The sequence below is a fragment of the Burkholderia sola genome, from assembly GCF_905400185.1.
Taxonomy (GTDB): Bacteria; Pseudomonadota; Gammaproteobacteria; order Burkholderiales; family Burkholderiaceae; genus Burkholderia; species Burkholderia sola.
Genome location: NZ_FR989675.1, coordinates 1,757,233 through 1,780,185 on the forward strand (window position 1 = coordinate 1,757,233; position 22,953 = coordinate 1,780,185).

General features: G+C 63.8%; 8 protein-coding genes. 6 read left to right on the forward strand and 2 right to left on the reverse strand.

Annotated features, from left to right (window positions below):
* Positions 1-29: 29 nt before the first annotated feature.
* From KR541_RS36670 to KR541_RS08155, 3 genes are all read left to right on the forward strand, one after another.
* Complete coding sequence (locus KR541_RS36670) at positions 30-11,402, forward strand: hemagglutinin repeat-containing protein (RefSeq protein WP_290369659.1); 11,373 nt, start codon at positions 30-32, stop codon at positions 11,400-11,402.
* A 269-nt stretch (positions 11,403-11,671) separates the two neighbouring features.
* Complete coding sequence (locus KR541_RS08150) at positions 11,672-12,469, forward strand: Imm49 family immunity protein (protein WP_050012595.1); 798 nt, start codon at positions 11,672-11,674, stop codon at positions 12,467-12,469.
* 84 nt (positions 12,470-12,553) lie between these two features.
* The gene (locus KR541_RS08155; RefSeq protein WP_050012596.1) at positions 12,554-14,314 is read left to right on the forward strand and encodes a ShlB/FhaC/HecB family hemolysin secretion/activation protein; all 1,761 of its coding nucleotides are present in this window, start codon (positions 12,554-12,556) and stop codon (positions 14,312-14,314) included.
* Between the two features lie 213 nt (positions 14,315-14,527).
* On the opposite strand, the gene KR541_RS08160 is transcribed toward KR541_RS08155, so the two are convergent.
* Positions 14,528-15,799 (reverse strand): M23 family metallopeptidase, encoded by a 1,272-nt coding sequence (locus tag KR541_RS08160; protein ID WP_204383838.1) that lies wholly within the window; start codon positions 15,797-15,799, stop codon positions 14,528-14,530.
* A gap of 339 nt (positions 15,800-16,138) precedes the next feature.
* Entirely contained in the window at positions 16,139-16,786 is a 648-nt protein-coding gene (locus KR541_RS08165; RefSeq protein WP_050012598.1) for a TetR family transcriptional regulator, read from the reverse strand.
* A gap of 151 nt (positions 16,787-16,937) precedes the next feature.
* On the opposite strand from KR541_RS08165, the gene KR541_RS08170 reads away from it, so the two are divergent.
* Genes KR541_RS08170 through KR541_RS08180 form a run of 3 tightly spaced genes read left to right on the forward strand, consistent with a single transcriptional unit; the run spans position 16,938 to position 22,756 of the window.
* Positions 16,938-18,140, forward strand: a complete 1,203-nt coding sequence (locus tag KR541_RS08170; RefSeq protein WP_216089486.1) for a MexX/AxyX family multidrug efflux RND transporter periplasmic adaptor subunit — start codon at positions 16,938-16,940, stop codon at positions 18,138-18,140.
* A 15-nt stretch (positions 18,141-18,155) separates the two neighbouring features.
* Positions 18,156-21,296: a multidrug efflux RND transporter permease subunit gene (locus KR541_RS08175; RefSeq protein WP_216089487.1), complete on the forward strand. Its 3,141-nt coding sequence runs from the start codon at positions 18,156-18,158 to the stop codon at positions 21,294-21,296.
* On the forward strand, positions 21,296-22,756 hold the full coding sequence (locus KR541_RS08180) for an efflux transporter outer membrane subunit (RefSeq protein WP_050012690.1): 1,461 nt from the start codon (positions 21,296-21,298) through the stop codon (positions 22,754-22,756). Before KR541_RS08175 ends, KR541_RS08180 begins: the two co-directional genes overlap by 1 nt.
* The last annotated feature ends 197 nt before the right edge of the window (positions 22,757-22,953 follow it).

Here is a 22,953-nt window from a genome sequence, read left to right on the forward strand (position 1 = left end):
AGGCCGGCTATATCAACGGCAACCCGAACCTGAGCGCGGGGCAGGCGGCGCGCATCATCGTCAACCAGGTCAACAGCACCGCGGCCAGTCAGATCAAGGGGTATGTGGAGATCGCGGGCAGCCGCGCGGAGATCGTGCTGGCCAACCCTGCCGGTATCGTCGTGGACGGTGGCGGGTTCATCAATACCTCGCGCGCGGTCTTGACAACCGGCGTGCCGCAGTTTGGCGCGGACGGGTCGTTGACGGGCTTCAATGTCAATCGCGGCCTCGTAACCGTGCAAGGCGCGGGCCTCGATACTTCGAATGTTGATCAGACCGACATCATCGCCCGTGCCGTACAGGCTAATGCCGCGATCTATGCGAAGAATCTCAATGTAATCGCCGGTGCGAACCAGGTTAATCACGACACGCTTGCCGCGACGCAGATCGCCGGTGACGGTCCTGCACCTGCTGTCGCGATTGACGTCGCTCAGTTAGGCGGCATGTATGCCAATAGGGTGTTTCTGGTTGGCAACTCCGCAGGCGTTGGTGTCGCGAACGCAGGGACGATCGCGGCGCAGGCAGGCGATTTGACGTTGCAATCGGACGGCCGGCTCGTGCTCGCGGGCAAGACCACGGCAAGCGGCAACCTCGCGATGTCGGCGTCGGGCGGCATCCAGAATAGCGGGACCACGTATGCGCAGCAATCGTTGTCGGCGAACACCGCAGCCGATCTGACGAACAGCGGGACGCTCGCGGCGCAGCAGAATGCGACGGTCAACGCCGGCAGCGTCAACTCGACCGGTACGCTCGGCGCGGGTGTGAACAACGACGGTTCCGTCGCGCACAGCGGCGACCTGAACTTGAGTGCGTCGGGCCAACTGACCGCGACCGGCCAGAATGTGGCGGGCGGTAACGCGTCGCTGACGGGCGGCAGTGTGAATCTCGCCGGCAGCCAGACCGCCGCGAACGGCAATCTGTCGCTGAACGCGACGGGCGGCGACGTGAATCTGTCGAACGCGACGACGAGCGCGCAAGGCGCCATTCAGGCGAACGCATCGGGCACCGTGATCAACGACCGCGGCAGCCTGTCGAGCGGCAACAGCATGACGCTGGCCGGCGGGAACCTGTCGAACCAGGGCGGCAAGGTGTCGTCTCAAGGCGCGCTGTCGGTGAATGTCGCCGGCCAGATCGCCAACCAATCCGGCGAACTGGTATCCGAAAGCACGGCGGACGTGCGTGGCGGCGCCATCGCGAACAACCAGGGCACCGTTCAAAGCGCGGCTGGCACGACGGTGGCCGGTGTGTCGCTGGACAACACGGCGGGTCGGATCACGTCGCTCAACAGCGACGGCCTCTCCGTGACGACCAGCGGCCAGTTGACCAACGCAGCGGGCAAGACTGCAAACGGCGCGCAGGGCGGCGTGATCGGTGGCAACGGCGACGTCACCGTGCATGGCGGCAACGTTGCCAACCACGGGACGATGACGTCCAGTACGAATCTGCATGTCTCGGGACAATCGGTCGACAATAGCAGTGGCGTTTTGCAGGCTAAGCAAAAGGTGGCGGTCGATGCGGGTGCGCGCCTGATCAACAGCGGCGGCTCGATTGTCGCTCAGACGGCGGCACTGACCGGCACGACCCTTGACAATAGCGCGGGCGCCGTGAAGGCCGACAAGGTGTCGTTGAACGCGACCGACCTCGTGAATCACGGCGGCACGATCACGCAGATCGGCACCGGCGCGATGAGTGTGAACTTGTCGGGCACGCTCGACAATTCCGGCGGCGGTACGTTGCAAACCAACAGTAGCGACCTGACGCTCGCTCCCGCGTCGCTGGTCAATGACGGCGGCAAGATCACGCACGCGGGCACCGGCACGCTTACGCTCGGCAACGGCACGGGATCAGTGTCGAACGTCGGCGGTACGATCGCGAGCAACGGGCACGTGGTGGCGCAATCGGCCACGCTGAACAACACGTCCGGCTCGATCAGCGGGCAAACCGGCCTGTCGGCCACGGTCGGTAGCGCGCTGAACAATACGAATGGCAAGCTGCTGTCCAATACGGACCTTGGCATCACCAGCGGCACGCTCGCGAACGACGGCGGTCAGATTAGCGCGACTACGAACGCGATGATCCACACAGGCTCGATGACGAACCTGAGTGGATCGGCCAGCGCGTCCAATCTGTCGGTGACGGCCGATTCGACGCTTAACAATAGCGGCGGCAAGCTCGAAGCCAACCAACTCGCGTTGACCACACCGAACCTGACGAACCATGGCGGCACGATCACGCAATACGGCTCGTCGACCATGGCTGTCAACGTCAGCGGCACGCTCGATAACGCGGCAGCCGGTGTGATTCAGACGAACAGCACCGACCTTACGCTGACTCCGGCTTCGCTCGTGAACGATGGCGGCACGATTACGCATGCAGGTACCGGCACGCTGACGATTGGCAACGGCACTGGTTCGATTTCGAACGCGGGCGGCTCGATCGCGAGCAATGGGCGAGTCGTCGCGCAAAGTGGTTCGCTGAACAACACGTCGGGGGCGATCAATGGCCAAGCCGGGGTGACGGCGACGATCGCCGGCGCATTGAACAACACGCGTGGCAAGCTATTGTCCAGTACGGACCTTGCCGTTTCCAGCGGCACGCTGACGAACGACGGCGGCCAAATTGGCGCAAGCGCGAACGCGATGATCCACACGGGCGCGATGTCGAACCTGAGCGGATCGATCGTTGCGCCTAACCTGTCGGTGATGGCCGACTCGACGCTTGACAACAATGACGGTTCGCTCGAAGCGAATCAGCTCGCGTTGAGCGCGTCGAATCTCACGAACCGCGGCGGCACGATTACGCAACTTGGTTCGTCGGCCATGGCTGTCAACGTCAGCGGCACGCTCGACAATTCGAATGGCGGCACGCTACAAACCAACAGTACGGACCTGACGCTTTCTCCTGCATCACTCGTGAACGATGGCGGCACGATCACGCATGCCGGCAGTGGCACGCTGACGCTTGGAAACGCGACGGGATCGGTATCGAACGTTGGTGGATCGATTGCAAGCAACGGTAGCGTCGTGGAGCACTCGGCCACGCTGAACAATACGTCGGGATTGATCAACGGCAAATCCGGATTGACGGCGACGGTCGGCAGCGCGCTGAACAATACGAACGGTAAGTTGCAGTCCCGTGCGGACCTTGGCATTTCCAGCAGCACGCTGACGAACGACGGCGGTCAGATTGGCTCGAGCACGAACGCGTCGATTCACACGGGCTCGATGACGAACCGGAGCGGATCGGTCAGTGCGTCCAACCTGTCCGTGACGGCCGATTCGACGATCGACAACAGCAGGGGCAAGCTCGAAGCCAACCAACTTGCGTTGACCGCGCCGAACCTGACGAACCACGGCGGGACGATCACGCAATATGGCTCGTCAGCCATGGCTGTCAACGTCAGTGGTTCGCTCGACAACTCCGCAGCGGGCGTGATTCAAACGAACAGTGCGGACCTGACGCTGGCCGCTAGCCAATTGAACAATGCAGGCGGCACGATCACGCATGCCGGTACCGGGACGCTGACCATCGCGCCGGGTAACGGCGCGAGTGCGCTGAACAATGCAGGCGGGACCATTGTCACCAAGGGGCAGGCGGTTGTCGACGCGGGCAGCTGGGACAACTCGAACGGCATTCTCGCGGCACAGGGCGGCGTGACGGCGACGGTCGCGGGCGACGTGAACAACGTACAAGGGCTGGTGCGTGCGGGCGCGTCTCTGTCGTTGACGAACGGCGGCGCGCTGGTGAACCGGGCCGGGCACGTTCAGGCCGGTCAGACGACGGCCGGCGACACGAGCACGATCGCTGTTCATTCCGGCTCGATCAATAACGCCGACGGGGCCATTACCGACCTCGGCACGGGCGCGATGACCGTGCAGGGCGGCAGCCAGATCACGAATAGCCGCGCGGGCAACGTGTCGGGCATGGGCGCGATCACCGGTAACGGCGACGTTACGATCAGCGCGACATCGATTTCGAACACGCAAGGCGGGCAGTTGAGCGGCGCGAGCCTCCATGTTCAAGGGGCGACCTTGGACAACAGCGGCGGGCAAATCGGCAGCGTTGCGAATTCGAGCGGCAACGTGGACATGACGGCGAGCGCCGCACTCACGAATACGAACGGGCAAATCAGCTCGGCGCACGACCTGACGATCACGGCTCCGACACTGCAAGGCGGCGGCGCGTATAGCGCAGCGCACGATGTACACGTGAATCTGCAAGGTGATTACACGACAACGACGGATACGCAGTTCAACGTCGGCAACGACCTTACCTTTGCGCTGCCCGGCACGTTCACCAACAACGCGGGTTTCCAAACCATCAATGGCCTGAACATCAACGCGGCCAATATCGTCAATTCGGGCGCGTTGTCGGCCGGTGGACTGCTGCATACGCAATCGAGCAATCTGTCCAACACCGGGTCGCTGGTGGGAGGGAGCGTCTCGCTCAACGCAACCGGCACGGTGTCGAACGCTGGGTCGACGGCGTTGATTGGCGCATCGGACAGCAACGGCAAGCTTGAAATTCTCGCGCACGACATCGAAAACCGTGACGACACGACGGCGGCCGATTCAATGCCGACGACGGCGATTTTCGGGATGGGTAAGGTTGTGCTCGCGGGCGGCAAGGATGCGGGCGGCAATTACACGAATGCGGCACTGGTCAACAACGTATCAGCTCTGATTCAGTCCGGCGGTGATATGGAACTGCACGCCGACAAGGTGACGAGCACGCGTCGTGTGATGAGCACCTCGGGAAGCACGAGTAACGTTGATCCGGCGGCCCTCGCGCAATACGGCATTAGCCTGTCAGGTTGCGCATCGTACTTCGCGGTGAATTGCGCGGGAGGGGGACAGATGATCGCCGGTCTCGGGCCCTCCAACCTCACACCGGCCATAACAGCCGCCTTGATCGCCCAGCCGGGCGGTATGTACATTGACCCGCCGCACGGCGGCCAGTGGAACAGCGGGTACTTCTACACGACCTATACTGGAACGGCTGTGGGGAACACGGTCACGGCATTGAGCCCGACTGCGCAAATCGTGTCGGGCGGCAAGATCGATGCCTCATCGACCGGCACCCTGCAAAACTACTGGAGTAGCATCACAGCGGTTGGCAATGTCGATATGCCGCATGCCTACGATGCCAATGGTTGGGCGGCTACCGGCCAGCAGGCGCCGACCGTAACGGTGACGTACTCGGGCCAGTATCACTACAACAACTACGATAGCAGCGAATATAACTGGCAATTGCCGTTTGGCAACGCGCCATTTGTGACGGGCAATCCGGGGGGCTACACCCAAGCTGCGCCAGCGGACGTCAAGACCTACAAGCTGCCGGGCTACGATTCGACCTTGGGTTCGAATGGCACAATTTCCGGCACGGGCGTGAGCATCAACAATACTGCGAGCAACGCATCGCTTCCGTCCCTTGGCTTGTTGCCCGGTCAATCGGTTGCGGGGTTGACGCCTATTTCGCTTAATGGCGCTGCGACAGGGTCCGGCACGACCGTGACGCCTGCCACGCTCAACGGCAATGCGACGGCTTCGGCTACAACTGGCGGCGTCGTTCGAGGGACGGTCACGGGCGCGGGCGCGCAATCGACGGCGCCGGTGCACGGCGTGGGCTCAACACAGGTCGATCCGGTCATTGCAAGCGCGACTGCGTTGAACGTGCTGAACAACCTGACGATTCCGCAGGGGGGGTTGTATCGACCGAATCCGTCGCCGAGCGCGAGCTACGTGATCGAGACGAACCCGGCGTTCACGAACCAAAAGAGTTTCATTTCAAGTGACTATTTCTTCGGTCAGATTGGCGTCGACCTGACCCACATTCCGAAGCGACTGGGCGACGGGTTCTATGAGCAACAGCTTGTTCGTAATCAGGTGACGGCGCTGACCGGCCGCGCGGTATTGGGTCCATACGCGGACCTTCAGACGATGTATCAGCAGCTTATGGCGGCGGGTGCATCGTTGGAGAAGTCGCTTAATCTGCCGCTGGGCGCGAGCTTGTCTTCCGAGCAGGTATCGAAGCTGACCGGTAACGTGATCATGATGGAAACGCGCGTGGTCGACGGTCAGTCGGTGCTCGTGCCGGTCGTGTATCTGGCGCAGGCGAACCAGCAGAACGTCAATGGTCCGCTGATCACCGCCACCGACATCGATCTGAAGGACGCGCAGAACTTCACGAACAGCGGCACGTTGAAGGCGGACAATTCGTTGTCGATTCAAGGCAAGCAGATCGACAACGCGTTCGGTGCGCTGCAAAGCGGCGGCCTTATGTCGCTGAAGACGGATGGCAACGTCGATCTCACATCGGCGAAGGTCAAGGCGGGTAGCTTGAACCTGAACGCAGGCGGTGATCTCGTTCTCAATAGCGCTGTGAATACCGACACCCAGGTAAGCCGCGACGGTGCGACGAGCGTCAAGACGACGCTTGGGCCGATTGCGCAACTCGACGTCAAGGGCGACGCGGCGATCATCACCGGGGGCAACCTTGAACAGCATGCGGGTGCGCTGACAGTTGGTGGGAATCTCGGCCTGCTTGTTGGTGGGAACTACGACCTCGGTACGCAGCAAGTCGGCGAGCACAAGATCGTGCAGCGCGCGAATGGCGTATCGAATACCGACATCAATGACGTGGTTGGTAGCGCAGTGAATGTTGGTGGCGTGTCGATGATCGGAGTGAATGGTGATTTGACCGCGAGCGGCGCGCAAATCAACCTGCGCAACGGGGGAACGGTCGCTGCCAAGGGCAATATCACGCTCGGCGCTGCGAGTGCCACATCGACGGTCGACAGCAACAGTTCGGGCAGCGATCACCACGGCAGCTATTCGGAAACATTGCACACGTACGATCAGACAGTGGTTGGCACGACGGTGCATAGCGGCAATACCGTGAACGTTGCTTCGAGCAAGGACATCAACGTCATCGGAAGCACGATCTCGCTTGATCAGGGCAATGTGGGCCTCATGGCAGTCGGCAACGTGAACGTCGGCGCGGTGACCGAAACCCATGTGTCGAACATGGACGAATCGCACGACCACGGTGGCGTCGCAAGTCATGCGAGCGCGACAAACCGGGTTGATCAGACCACCACGTATGCCAATGGCAGCACGATCTCGGCCGACGGCGTAACGGTCGTAAGCGGGAAAGACATCAACGTCACCGGTAGCTCCATTGTCGGGACGCACGATGTGGCACTGTCGGCCAAGGACAATGTCAACATCACTGCAGCAACCAACACGTATCAGGACAACGAGTATCACCAAGAGAAGCATTCGGGCCTGTCCGGCTCGGGTGGTCTGGGTATCACGATCGGATCGAGCGAAAAGAGCGATCGATATAACGCAACTTCGACGACGCAAAGCCAATCGCGCAGTTCCGTCGGCAGCGTCGAAGGCAACGTGAAGGTGTCGGCCGGTAAGGACGTTCATATCGGCGGCAGCGATGTGGTCGCCGGCAAGGCGGTGGGCGACGTCAAGGGTGCGACGGGTAACATCAGCATTGCTGGCGAGAACGTCACGATCGACTCGGGACAGGACCGTGCGCAATCGCATGATCAGCAAGAAGCGCGTTCGAGCGGATTGACGGTGGCGGTCACTGGTACGCCGTTTGATACGGTGCGCAACCTGAAAGCGGATGCGTCCTCGGGCAACGGTTTCCAGCGAGGCCAATCGGTGCTGACCGAAATCGGCGCAGGTGCGGCCGATGTGCCGTCGATTTCGGTGACGTACGGTCGGAGCCGTAGCAGCAGTACGACCGACATGTCGAGTTTGACGAATGCGGGAAGCACGGTGCGTGGCGGCGGCAACGTGACCGTGAAAGCGACCGGCGGTGCGCAGAAAGATGCGAATGGGAACACTGTGGACGGCGATATTGCCGTGATTGGCTCCGCGATCAGCGCTGGCGGTACGGCGGCGCTGGATGCCAACCGCAACGTGACGTTGCAGGCGTCGACAGATCAGATTCGGCAGAGTACGTCGTCGAGCAGTTCCAGCACCAGCCTCGCGTTACTGTCGACGCCGAGCCTTGGAGACGTCGCTCGCTGGATCGGCGGCACGGCCAACAGTGGCGGGAACAGTCCGTCTCCGTACAACGCGAGCCGGGGCAATTCGGACGGCAGCCAGACGATGACCCAGCAAACGGCGTCGTCGGTCACTGGTAATAGCGTTGTCATCAAGAGCAAGACGGGCGACATTAACGTCGTCGGGTCGGGCATCAGCGGAACGCAGGGCGTCGATCTCGTCGCTACGCAGGGCGCGATCAATGTACTGGCGGGTCTCGACACCAACGTGACGCGCCTGGAGTCGAGTAGCCGCCAGGTTGGCAGCCTTGGTAGCAACGGCACGGCGACCGGTTTTTCGGTCGGTGTGGCGAATAGCCATAGCGTGCAGGACACGTCGTCGCAAACGCAGAGCACGATGCGCAGCCAGATTGTGAGCGGCAAGGGCAACGTGACGCTCGATGCAAAGCAGGACATCACGGTCGCAGGCTCCGATCTGAGCGCGGGTAAGGATCTAACACTGATCGGTAAGAACCTGAATCTCGATCCGGGAACGGATGCGACGCAGAGTCGGATGAGTCAGGATTCCAGCCAGTTCGGCGTGAGCGTTGCGCTTGGTGGCGCAGTCGGTAATGCCATCGCGCAGGCCAATCAGGCATTTGCGCAGCCGGCGCGTGGCGGCGATTCGCGATTGGCGGCGCTGGATAAGGCTCAGGCCGGACTTGCGGCTTACAACGCGTATCAAGTTGGAAGCGCGTTGAGTGACGGAAAGCCGACGAATCAGGCACTGATCAAGGCGACGGTCAGTATCGGCGGTGGCACCAGCCATAGCGAAGCGCAATCCAGTTCCGTCGCCAACGACGGGAGCACTCTGCACGCAGGCGGTAAGGCAACGCTCATTGCAACAGGAAGCGGTGCCAAGGATGCGAACGGCGTTGCGACCGATGGCGATATAAACGCCAGTGGGACGCAAATTACCGCGCAGAACGTGGACTTGAACGCCGCACGCGATATCAACCTGACGAGCGCGAAGGATACGAGTCAGCAGTCGAGCAGCAATAGCAGCAGCGGCGGCAGTATCGGTGTTGGCGCAGCTATTGGCGGCCAGCAGAACGGTTTCACGCTTGAACTGGGCGCGAGCACGGCGCACGGCCATGCAAACGGTAGCAGCATCACGAATCGGGATACGCAGGTTACCGCAGGCAATGCGCTGTCGATAACGAGCGGACGCGATACGAATCTGCGCGGTGCGGAAGTGTCGGGCAATACCGTCAACGCGAGTGTTGGGCGCGACCTCAATATCGCGAGCCAGCAGGACACCAGCACGTACGACAGCAAGCAATCGAGCGCTGGTTTCCAGGCAAGCATTTGCGTGCCTCCGTTCTGCTACGGCCAAACGGTCAGCGGTAGCGCGAGCGCGAGCCAGCAGAACATTAACGCGAACTATCAGTCGGTGAACCAGCAAAGCGGGATCTATGCGGGCACGGGCGGGTACAACGTGAATGTCGGGAATCGTACGCAACTCGATGGTGGCTTGATTGCGAGCACGGCGACACCAGACAAGAACAGTTTGTCGACGCAGACGCTGGGCTTTACGAATCTGGAAAACCACGCCTCTTACTCCGGCGATACGGTCGGCTTCAGCGCGAGCGGTGGCTTCGGGAACAGCACACCGGCTGGTGTGAACCTCAATACGCCTGTCAAACAAGGCGCGAACAACGTACCGGGAGCGCAGAATTCGCAAGGCTTGGGACCGAGCGGGTTCTCGGCGGCGGGCACGAGCAGCGACGCGTCGGGAACAACCTACGCGGCCGTCGCTCCCGGAGCGATCACGGTACGCGGCGACGCGGGTACCGGGCATGACAGTACGGCGGACCTGAGCCGCGACACGGCGAATGCGAACGGCGCGGTGCAGAACACGTTCAATGCGCAGAACGTGCAGAACGACATGGCGGTTCAGCAGTCGGTCGGCCAAGTCGGTATGCAGGTGGTGGGGGATGTCGCGAACGCGCTGCAGAACAAGGCAATTGCAGACGAGGCCAAGGCCCGACTGGCATATGCCAACGCTAGCGCCGCCGGCGATACAGCCGGGATGGCACAGGCGCAGGCCGATTTCACGGCGGCGCAACAGCAGGAAGCTTTGTGGGGTAACGATGGCGCAGCTCGGATCGCATCACACGCCGGTATAGCGGCAATCGGTGCGGCGATGGGGGGCGGCAATGTCGCCGGGGCCGTCGCTGGCACGGTGGCCGGTGATATGGCGGGCAATGCCGTTGGGAAGGCGCTCGGCGATACACTGGGCGGCACGTTGTTGGCGAATGCGGCATCGGGGCTGGCTGGTGCGGCGGCGGGCGGCGCTTTAGGCGGTTCGGCTGGAGCGATGAGTGGCGCGAACGGTGCATTGAGTGCCGATCTGTTCAATCGTCAGCTCCATCCGCAAGAGCGTACGATGATTTCCACGGTGGCGAAGGGTATAGCAGCCGCCAACGGCAAGACTCCGGCTGATCAGGCGAAGCTGGCGGACTACTGGACCAATATGCTGACATTGGCTGCCGGCGCGAAGGTAGACGCTCAGGCACAGACGCAGCTCACGCAGTATGAAATTCAGTTAGTGCAGGCGGCTCAAGCGTCTGGTAACTCGCAAGCGCTCGATACGTTTATGCAGAATCTGAAGATTGCACAGAATGCGATCAATCAGATGTCCGGCTACACGATCTCGGGCACGACCGGCGCGATCGTAGCGGATGGCAGCACAGTCAAGACGTTCCAGTCGACGAGCGCTCAATTCAACGACTCGACGTTGTTTGGTACGCCGGGGGGAACAGCGCATGCACTCGCCCCGGGCCAAACGCCTCAGACGGCCGGGATCGGATCGCAGTATTACGTTGATCCGAACGGCCCGACCAACCAACAGGTGGCGGGGTTTGCGCAAGATCAGATTACAAAAGCGGGTACGTCCAGGGATGCAATCGCACCAGAACACACTGCCGAAGATATGATTGCGGCAACTATGGCTGGGGGATTGGCGACCGGAGCCGTTAAGGCGATCGTTGGGCGGGTCATCGGAGCCATCGCTGACGGAGCCGCCAGCAAGAGTCTTTCGGCTTTGGAGGGTGCCACGCCGGCAGTGCCATCCGCTTCCGGCTTTGTGAATGCAACGAAGGTTTGTGAAAGCGGTTGCGTGTTGAACGCTTCGACGCCCGAACAAAAAACCTTGGTTCAGACCATCATGCAGAAAGGAGACCCTTCAGGTCAGCTGACGGAAGACCTCATCAATTCGATCAGCAAGAGCGAAGGCTATAGTAGCCTAGCAGGTGGCAAGTACGGCGCGAACAAACGGGTTCGATCACGTCCTTGAGGACGCTTCCGGAAACGTAACTTTGCTGATAGACAGTAAGCAAATCACCAACGGATCGTTTTCGTTGTCTGCAAGCGGTGCTGGCGGGAATATGCAGTTGTCGAACGGGTGGATTGATTCCGTTTTGAGTAGGCTAGACAGCACGTCTCCCGCATATCAAGCTATCGAACAAGCGCGAGCCACCGGCAAGTTAATTACCGCTGTGGCAGGTGTTGACAAGTCGACCGGACAGGTGGTTGCGGTTCCTGTAAAGATTAAATGAGTGTGATATGGCAAAAGAACTTGATTATTCGGATATTCAGAGTAAGGGGCTGGAGCATGTCGAAAAGCACCTTCTGGCCCTTTCTGATAAGGTGAAATTCTTTTTGGAGATTATCTCAAGCGGTAGCGGAGATCCTGATTTTTGTATGGTACGCCTTCGCTCTCACGCCATGGCTGCAGCCTTGGTATCATGGTTCAAGGGGCGTGACTTAATTTCCTTTAAGCAGTGGTGCTATGTATCTGGAAAACTGGAATCCATCACGTTTCAACGAGAGCCGAAAAGTTGGTACCCAGCGTATCTTCTATTGATGCCGTTGTTATCGGATCACGAGGGGTTGATTCAATGGTTCTCAAGCAATGATCAGCCGTTCGACATGATTCGAGCCAATGATCCGGCGACAGCGGAATTTCATGGATACCAGGCGCTTTTGGCTCTGCGCGGTGAGTGGAAGACGTTGGAGGAGCGTTGCCTCAAGATCATTGGAAATTCGTCGACAGAGATGAAAAAGTACGAAATAGATCATCGTTTCTATCTTGCATTGTCCCGTCGAGATGTGCCGAGCATGGAGGCGACGTTACAAGAGCTCACGTCGCCAAAAGTTGCTAAGGTGCGAAACGCCGAACACGCGTTCGGCTTTACTGAAAAACTCATTGGCACCCATGCGGTGATATACGCGAAAATCGCGTGGCGCCACGGATTGAGGGTGAGGGTTGACACGCCTTGGATTCCGGAGGAGTGGCTGCCGATTGAGCCGCTAGACAATTACCTCGATCCTTACGAGTTTATGGGGAATTTTAAAGTTTGATCGATTATTCTGCCCCTCGAATTTTTGCTCGAGCGTGGTGGTGATCATTTGTTGGGATCAGGCGGAATCAGGGATTTAAGAACAATGAAAATCAAGAAGCGGCTGGCGGCATTGCCGATCACAGCCTTAGTATCGCTCGGGGTGCAGGCGCAGCAAGCCCCCACGCCTGCCGATCAAGCCGCCGCAGCTCGCGCGAACGCCGAACAGGATCGGCAGGCGCAGCAGCAACGTGACGTGCAGCAGCGCGACGCGGCCGTACGTACTCCGTCCGTGCGTTCCGACGTGCCAAAGGTTGAAGCGTATCCGGCACTTCCCTCGGAGACGCCGTGCTTCCGCATCGATCGATTTACGCTCGATGTGCCGCCCTCATTGCCTGATGCAGCGAAGGCCCAAGGGGCATCCGCCTTGCCGATGGATCGTTTCGCGTTCGCGCGCGAATGGCTGAACCACTACGCAGGGCAATGCGTCGGTAAGCAAGGCGTAGACGTGTTAGTCAAAGGGCTGTCCCAGGCGATTCTGGCGCGCGGCTACGTCACGACGCGCGTGCTCGTTCCCGAGCAAGACCTATCGAACGGCACGCTCAGACTCTCGCTGATTCCCGGCACGATTCGCCATGTGCGCTTCGCTGATGAAAAACTGCGGGGTACATGGAAAACGGCTTTCCCCACCCGCGACGGTGAGGTGCTGAACCTGCGCGACCTCGAACAAGGCCTTGAGCAAATGAAACGCGTATCGAGTCAGGATGTTTCGATGCAACTTGTTCCGGGCGAGCTTCCCGGTGAAAGCGACGTCGTGCTCGACGTAAAGCGTGGCAAGCCGTGGACCGTCGTCGCATCGGTCGACAACGCCGGCACGCGCGCGACCGGCAAGCTGCAAGGCAACCTGTCGCTTGGCATCGACAACCCGCTCGGCCTGAACGACGTCTTCAACATCGGCGTGAGCCAGGACCTCGAATTCGGCGACAAGCGTCTCGGCTCGCACGGCTGGAACGGCTTCTACTCGATTCCGTGGGGCTACTGGACGGCCACGCTGTCCGCCTACACGAACACGTACTACCAGCAGATTGCCGGCGTGAACCAGACATTCGTCGCGAGCGGCAATTCGAAGACGGTCGATTTCAAGCTGGCCCGCGTGCTGTCGCGTAGTCAGAATGATGTATTCGGCGCATACGTTCGCCTGTCGCGCCGTTTCGGACAAAGCTTTATCGAAGACACCGAGATTTCGCAGCAGCGCCGCAATAACACGATGATCGAGCTCGGCCTGACCGATCGACACTATTTCGGCGGCGCGCAGTTCGATGGCTCACTTGCATATCGTCAAGGCGTCGGTGGGTTGGGTGCTCAGGACGATACGTTGGCGGCGGGTGGGGGGCCGACCTATCGGTTCAAGATGGCGGTGCTCGACGCGAACCTGGCGGTGCCTTTTGCGATCGGCAAGCAGCCATTCCGCTATGTCGGCACATTCCACGGTCAGTACACCGGGAACACGCTGTACTACATCGACGACTTGACGATTGGCAGTCGCTATACAGTGCGCGGCTTCGATGGCGAAACGATGCTCGCGTCGGCACGCGGCTTCTACTGGCGCAACGAACTGCAGGCGCCGATCGGGCAGACGGGGCAGGCAGTTTATGTGGGACTCGACTATGGTCGCGTATGGGGCCCGCAGCCTGTGGCCCTCGTCGGGACGCAGTTGGCCGGCGCCGTGATCGGCATAAAAGGCAGCATGGGCACGCGATTCGGAGCCTATGCGTACGATCTCTTCGCGGGTACGCCTGTCTACAAGCCGTCGGGTTTTCCGACTGCGCGAGTGACGCTCGGTTTTCAGGTGACCGCTCAGTTCTGAATAAACGCGGTCTTGTTTGTCATGAGGGAACCAACCTCGGTCGACTACGAGGGGCAAGCGCACACCGCCGACGGTATCGAGCGCAGTTCTACTTTTACCTCGCGCCAAAACATTGGCTCAAGCCCGTGACCAACTGACGGTGTAGAGAAGAGCGCGGGAGCATTCTGACAACCGTGCGCTCTTCTCCAACCACCACGATCGTGTGCCTCGGCGTCAGCCTCGTTCTGCCGAGTAGTGCGTATCGAAAACCGCCCGCAGCGTCGACGGACCGGTCGCGAAATCCCCCCACAGCGGCCCGTCGTTCTGCGCGAACGCGAACGGCGTCTTATTGATCGACGCGAGGCGGAAGCGCCATTGCGCGGCTTCCTGGCGGAATGCGGTGAGCTGCATGTCGGACAGCCCCGTCTGCGCGTTCGCGAGCGTGACGAGCGGATCGACCGGATCGTTCGCGACCCGCACCTCGAAATGCAGGTGCGGGCCGGTGGCCGCGCCCGTCATCCCGACCGAGCCGATGCGCTGGCCCTGCTTCACGGTTTCGCCGACCTTCAGCCCGCGAGCGTACGCGGACAGGTGCGCGTAGTACGTCGAATAGCCATCCGCATGATCGACGATCACATAGCGGCCGTAGCCGCCCGGATCGGTGCCGACGAACGACACGACCCCGTCGGCCGCCGCATCGACCGGCGTGCCGCTCGGCGCGGCGAGATCGACGCCCGTATGGAACGCCATCGCCTGCGACAACGGATGGACGCGCTCGCCGAAGAACGAACTGATGCGCGTCCACTTGACCGGCATCGTGAACGCGGCGGCTTCGAGCGGCGAACCGTCGAGCGTGTAGTACGCACCGTGCTCGGCGCCCGGCGCGCGGAACCAGATCGCGCCGAACGTGCGGCCGGCGACGCGCAGCTCGAGCGCGGTGAGGCGCGGCGTGCCGTCGTTTGTGTCGAACGCGACGCGGTAATAGTCGCCGCGCTGCGCACTCGCACGCATCGCGACCTTGCCGGTGACGAGGTCGCCGAGCTGGATGCGCACTTCGGGCGGCACGTCGAGACGGTTCAGCGTATCGGACAGCGTGAGCTCGATGTCGCCCGCGCGCATCCCTTGCGGGCGATCGGGCGACGCGAACTGAAACAGGCTCGCGTAGCCGAGCATGTCGTTGCGATGCGCGCTGAGCGGCGCGAACAGGCCCGGCTGCAGGCTGCGATCGTTGCGATCGACGTGTTCGTTGCGCTCGCCGATCGTGCGGGCGAGTTCGCTCGTCACGAAATGCTGCGCGGTGGGAAACGGCGTATCGGACAGCACGCGCTGCGGCAGCGCGGCCGTGCCCGAATCGACGGCGCCCGGCAATTGCGACACGGCCGGCAGCGCGGCGGCGAGGCCGAATGCGGCGAGGGCGCCGAGCACGGCGGCCGGCACGAGCGCGCGCACGGCGCGCTGCGCGCGACCGGGCGCGACGGCATCAGGGGTTGCGACAGACTTGACCAAGGTGTCCACATCCAGGAAAGCGGTTCAAAGGGGTGTGGGCGGGGGCCGCCGGCGGCACATCCGTCGAACGGCGACGGGGCGGGCGGCGGGCGTGCAACAAAACAGGCCCCGCCAGGGGCCTGTGTCGTTTCCGTTCGACCCAACCTGCGGGGCGGTGCCCGCTTCGAACGGCGGCGTGCATACCGGGTCGAACCCGGTTATCACGAAGACGCTAAAGAAAGATGACAGCGTCAGTCTACCGATGTTCCGCGAAACGTTAAAAATTTTAAAGAGGGTCGGCTCACTCGTTTCGCACTGCGGTAAATCGGGTTAAATCAGCATTTGTTACGACGATTTCCGTTAGTCCGGCAATTTTTGCGCGCGTCTGCGCAGGGCGGCGGACGTGCGCACGGCGTCGAAACCGGCGTCGAGCATCGCCTCGGCGTCGTTCCATAGGTTGCCGCGCAGCCGGTTGGTCCAGATCATCGACGCGAACACGCCTTCGAGCAGCGACACGAGGTAGACGGCGGCCAGATGCACGTCGAGATCGGCGGCCACTTCGCCGGCCGCGATCGCGCGACGCAGCAGCGCCTTGGTGATCCGCAGCATCTGCAGCTCGAGCAGCATGCGGCGCCGCTGCAGCGCGCCGTTTTCCTCGCTCTGCTCGCATTTCGTATAGAGGATCACGAGCACGCGCTGCATCGGGCCCGGCTCGCCGCATTCCTGCAAGTAGTGCGACGCGGCGCGCCGCAATGTAGCGAGCGGCGGCAGGCCGTCGCCCGCGTCGAACCCCTCGGACGTGCGCGCGAACGCGCGGTCGCACATCGCCAGACACACTTCCATCTTGTTGCGGTAGTGGCCGTAGACGGCGCCCCGCGACATCCCGGCGGCCTCGGCGAGGTCCGCCATCGCGGTTTGCGCGACGCCTCTTTCGAGCAGCACGAGCTCGGCGGCGTCGAGGATCCGGTGCTTGATGGCGAGCGATTCTTCCCGGGTCTTGCGGGCCATGTCGTGAAATTCCTTACAGTTCGCTGTCGTTTTATTGAGACAGTGCGTCAGCCGGATGGAAAGCGGATGTATTTAATCAGTCGTGACTGATTATAATCGGCCACCCTGAGCCGCCGCATTGTATCGGCGGCGAACGATCCGAGGTCAGAACATGAATAACAAACGCACCCTGTGGCGCCGCCTGCGGCTGGCGCCGTTCGCGCTCGCGGCGCTGCTGGCCGTGGCCGGATGCGGAAAGGGCGACAAGGACGCCGCGCCGGAGACCGCGAAGCAGGCCACCGTCGTGACGGTGCGCCCGACGGCCGTGCCGATGACGGTCGAACTGCCGGGCCGGCTCGATGAGTACCGGCAGGCGGAAGTCCGCGCACGGGTCGCGGGCATCGTCACCGCGCGCACCTACGAGGAAGGCCAGGAGGTGAAGCAGGGCGCGGTGCTGTTCCGCATCGATCCCGCGCCGCTGAAGGCCGCGCGCGACGCCGCGCAGGGTGCGCTCGCGAAGGCGCAGGCCGCCGCGCTCGCGGCGACCGACAAGCGCCGTCGTTACGACGATCTCGTGCGCGATCGCGCGGTGAGCGAGCGGGACCACACCGAAGCCGTCGCGGCCGATACGCAGGCGAAGGCCGAGGTCGCGTCCGCGAAGGCCGAACTCGCGCGCGCGCAACTGCAGCTGGACTACGCGACCGTCACCGCGCCGATCGCGGGCCGCGCACGGCGCGCGCTCGTGACCGAGGGCGCGCTCGTCGGCCAGGACCAGGCGACGCCGCTCACGACCGTCGAGCAGCTCGATCCGATCTACGTGAACTTCTCGCAGCCGGCCGCCGACGTCGACGCATTGCGTCGCGCGGTGAAGAGCGGGCGCGCAACGGGCATCGCGCAGCACGATGTCGCGGTGACGCTGCTGCGCGCCGACGGCACCGCATATCCGCTGAAGGGCAAGCTGCTGTTCAGCGATCTCGCGGTCGACCCGACCACCGACACCGTCGCGATGCGCGCGCTGTTCCCGAATCCGGAGCGCGAACTGCTGCCGGGCGCGTATGTGCGGATCGCGCTCGACACGGCGGTCGACCGGCGCGCGATCCTCGTGCCGCGCGACGCGCTGCTGCGCACGGCCGACCGTACGTCGGTGCGTGTCGTCGGCGCGAACGGCAAGGTCAAGGACGTCGAGGTCACGGCCGACCAGATGAGCGGCCATGACTGGCGCATCACGCGCGGCCTCGCGGGCGGCGAGCGCGTGATCGTCGACGACGTCGCGCAGTTCGCGCCCGATACGGCCGTCCAGCCCGTCGAAAAGGCGCCGCCGTCGAAGGCCGCGCCGGCAGCGGCCGCTTCGCAGGCGGCCGCCCGTCAAACCTGACCGGTTCAAACCAACATGGCACGTTTCTTCATCGATCGCCCCGTCTTCGCATGGGTGATCGCGATCTTCATCATGCTGGGCGGCCTGTTCGCGATTCGCGCGCTGCCCGTCGCGCAGTACCCGGACATCGCGCCGCCCGTCGTCAGCATTTATGCGACGTACCCGGGCGCGTCCGCGCAGGTCGTCGAGGAATCGGTGACCGCGCTGATCGAGCGCGAGATGAACGGCGCGCCGGGGCTGCTGTATACGTCCGCGACGAGCAGCGCCGGCGCGGCGTCGCTGTACCTGACGTTCAAGCAGGGCGTGAACGCCGATCTCGCGGCCGTCGAAGTGCAGAACCGGCTGAAGACGGTCGACGCGCGCCTGCCCGAGCCCGTGCGCCGCGACGGCATCCAGGTCGAGAAGGCCGCCGATAATATCCAGCTCGTCGTGTCGCTGACGTCCGACGACGGCCGGATGACCGACGTGCAGCTCGGCGAATACGCGTCGGCGAACGTCGTGCAGGCGCTGCGCCGCGTCGAGGGCGTCGGCAAGGTGCAGTTCTGGGGCGCCGAATATGCGATGCGGATCTGGCCCGACCCGGTGAAGCTGGCCGGGCACGGGCTCACCGCGTCGGACATCGCGTCGGCCGTGCGCGCGCACAACGCGCGCGTGACGATCGGCGACATCGGCCGCAGCGCGGTGCCGGACAGCGCGCCGATCGCGGCGACCGTGTTCGCGGACGCGCCGCTGAAGACGCCAGCCGATTTCGGCGCGATCGCGCTGCGCGCGCGGGCCGACGGCGCCGCGCTGTTCCTGCGCGACGTCGCGCGCGTCGAATTCGGCGGCAACGACTACAACTATCCGTCGTACGTGAACGGCAAGGTCGCGACCGGGATGGGCATCAAGCTCGCGCCGGGCTCGAACGCGGTGTCCACCGAGAAGCGCGTGCGCGCGACGATGGACGAGCTGTCCCGATACTTCCCGCCGGGCGTGAAATACCAGATTCCGTACGAGACGTCGTCGTTCGTGCGCGTGTCGATGAACAAGGTCGTCACGACGCTGATCGAGGCCGGCGTGCTGGTGTTCCTCGTGATGTTCCTGTTCATGCAGAACCTGCGCGCGACGCTGATCCCGACGCTCGTCGTGCCGGTCGCGCTCGCGGGCACGTTCGGCGTGATGTATGCGGCCGGCTTCTCGATCAACGTGCTGACGATGTTCGGGATGGTGCTCGCGATCGGCATCCTCGTCGACGACGCGATCGTCGTCGTCGAGAACGTCGAGCGGCTGATGGTCGAGGAGGGGCTCGCGCCGTACGACGCGACCGTCAAGGCGATGCAGCAGATCAGCGGCGCGATCGTCGGGATCACCGTGGTGCTGACGTCGGTGTTCGTGCCGATGGCGTTCTTCGGCGGTGCGGTGGGCAACATCTACCGGCAGTTCGCGCTGTCGCTCGCGGTGTCGATCGGCTTCTCGGCCTTCCTCGCGCTGTCGCTGACACCCGCGCTGTGCGCGACGCTGCTCAAGCCGGTGGCCGGCGACCATCACGAGAAGCGCGGCTTCTTCGGCGGGTTCAACCGCTTCGTCGCGCGCGCGACGCAGCGCTATGCGACGCGGGTCGGCACGATGCTGAAGAAGCCGCTGCGCTGGCTCGTCGTGTACGGCGCGCTGACCGCGGCCGCGGTGCTGATGCTCACGCAGTTGCCGACCGCATTCCTGCCGGACGAGGACCAGGGCAACTTCATGGTGATGGTGATCCGCCCGCAAGGCACGCCGCTCGCGGAAACGATGCAGAGCGTGCGCGCGGTCGAGTCGGCGATCCGCCGCGACGAGCCGACCGCCTATACGTATGCGCTCGGCGGCTTCAACCTGTACGGCGAAGGGCCGAACGGCGGGATGATCTTCGTCACGCTGAAGAACTGGAAGGAGCGCCAGGCCGTGCGCGATCACGTGCAGTCGATCGTCGCGCGCATCAACGAGCGCTTCGCGGGCACGCCGAACACGACGGTCTTCGCGATGAACTCGCCGGCGCTGCCCGATCTCGGCTCGTCGAGCGGCTTCGACTTCCGGCTGCAGAACCGCGGCGGGCTCGACTACGCGACGTTCAGCGCCGCGCGCGAGCAACTGCTCGCGGCGGGCGGCAAGGATCGCGCGCTCACCGACCTGATGTTCGCGGGCACGCAGGACGCGCCGCAACTGAAGCTCGACATCGATCGCGCGAAGGCGTCCGCGCTCGGCGTGTCGATGGACGAGATCAACACGACGCTCGCGGTGATGTTCGGCTCCGACTATATCGGCGACTTCATGCACGGCACGCAGGTGCGACGCGTGATGGTGCAGGCCGACGGGCGGCACCGGCTCGATCCGGACGACGTGAAGAAGCTGCGCGTGCGCAACGCGCGCGGCGAGATGGTGCCGCTCGCGGCGTTCACGACGCTGCACTGGACGATGGGGCCGCCGCAGCTCACGCGCTACAACGGCTATCCGTCGTTCACGATCAACGGCTCGGCCGCGGCCGGCCACAGCAGCGGCGACGCGATGGCCGCGATCGAGCGGATCGCCGCGAAGCTGCCGGCCGGCATCGGCCATGCGTGGTCGGGGCAGTCGTTCGAGGAGCGGCTGTCGGGCGCGCAGGCGCCGATGCTGTTCGCGCTGTCGGTGCTCGTCGTGTTCCTCGCGCTCGCGGCGCTCTACGAGAGCTGGTCGATTCCGTTCGCGGTGATGCTGGTCGTGCCGCTCGGCGTGATCGGCGCGGTGCTCGGCGTGACGCTGCGGATGATGCCGAACGACATCTATTTCAAGGTGGGGCTGATCGCGACGATCGGGCTGTCCGCGAAGAACGCGATCCTGATCGTCGAAGTCGCGAAGGATCTCGTCGCGCAGCGCATGTCGCTCGTCGACGCGGCGCTCGAGGCCGCGCGCCTGCGGCTGCGGCCGATCGTGATGACGTCGCTCGCGTTCGGCGTCGGCGTGCTGCCGCTCGCGTTCGCGTCGGGCGCCGCGTCCGGCGCGCAGACGGCGATCGGCACCGGCGTGCTCGGCGGCGTGATCACGGCGACCGTGCTCGCGGTGTTCCTCGTCCCGCTGTTTTTCGTGATCGTCGGCCGCCTGTTCGACGTCGGCCCGCGCCGGCGCGGCGGTGCGCAGCCGACGACGATGGAGGGTTCGCAACCATGATGTTCGCGCTGAATGCACGCGCCGCGCGGCGGGCGCCGGTCGCGCTGGCCGCCGCGCTCGCGCTCGCCGGGTGCTCGCTCGCGCCGCGTTACGAGCGCCCGGCGGCGCCGGTGCCGGCGTCCTATGCGCCGGTCGACGGCAGTACGGCGCCGGCGGCCCTACCGAGCGCGGCACGGGATGCCGCGCTGCTCGACGACTGGCATGCGTATTTCACCGATCCGGCGCTGCAGGCGTGGATCGACGCGGCGCTCGCGAACAATCGCGACCTGCGGATCGCGGCCGGCCGGCTCGAGGAAGCGCGCGCGCTGTACGGCGTGCAGCGCGCGGACCGGATGCCGTCGGTCGACGCGAATCTCGGCTACGAACGCGCGCGCCAGTACGACCCGGTCGTGCGCGAAAGCGCGATCAGCGGGCTGTATCGTGCGGGCGTCGGCGTCAGCGCATACGAGCTCGATCTGTTCGGCCGGGTGCGCAACCTGTCCGACGCGGCGCTCGCCGAGTATTTCGCGACTGCCGACGCGCAGCGCACGGTCCGTATCGGTGTGATCGCCGAGGTGGCGGGCGCGTACGTTTCCGAACGATCGTTGCACGAGCAACTGGCGCTCGCTGAGCGCACGCTCGAAGCCCGCGAACGGGTGGCCGCGCTCACGCAACGCCGCTATGCCGCCGGCACGAGCGACGCGATCGAGCTGCGTTCGGCCGAGATGCTGGTGGCGTCCGCGCGCGCATCGCAGGCCGCGCTGCAGCGCGAGCATGCGCAGGCCGTACGGGCGCTGCAACTGCTGGCGGGCGACTTCGCGCGCAACGTGCCCGACGACGCGACCGCGCTCGACACGCTGTCGATCGCGCCCGTGGCGCCGGGCGCGCCGAGCGAACTGCTCGAACGGCGGCCAGACATCCGGCAGGCCGAGGCGCGGCTGAAGGCCGCGAACGCGAACATCGGCGCGGCGCGCGCGGCGTTCTTCCCGCGCGTCGCGCTGACGACCGACTACGGCTCGGTGAGCGACGCGTTCTCGAGCCTGTTCGCGGCCGGCACCAGCGTGTGGACGTTCGCGCCGCGCATCACGCTGCCGATCTTCGCGGGCGGTCGCAATCGCGCGAACCTCGACGTCGCGCACGCGCGCAAGGACATCGCGGTCGCCGAATACGAGAAGGCGGTGCAGACCGCGTTTCGCGAAGTGGCCGATGCGTTCGCCGCGCGCGACTGGATCGACCGGCAGCTTGCCGCGCAGCAGGACGTATATGCGGCGGACGGCGCACGGCTGAGGCTCGCGGAGCGCCGCTATGCGGGCGGCGTCGCGACCTATCTCGAGCTGCTCGACGCGCAGCGCAGCACGTACGAGTCGGGGCAGGAGCTGATCCGGCTCAGGCAGCTCAGGCTCGCGAACGCGATCGCGCTGTATCGCGCGCTCGGCGGCGGCTGGGCGCCGGCAACGGCGGAGGCCGCGGCTTCCGCGTGACGTGCGACGCGTCGCCTGACGCGGCAGCGTGTCGGGCGACATGACGGCGGCCGTACGATTCAACGTGCGGCCGCTGCTTCGACAGCGCGTGATGCCCGTCGTTTCGCCGCGCGGCATCGGCGCTTCCTGGCGCTGTTCCGCGCCTCCTTTTCATCTCCCGGCAGGGCAGAGCGGTTGCTTCCCTGCCACCCGCATCC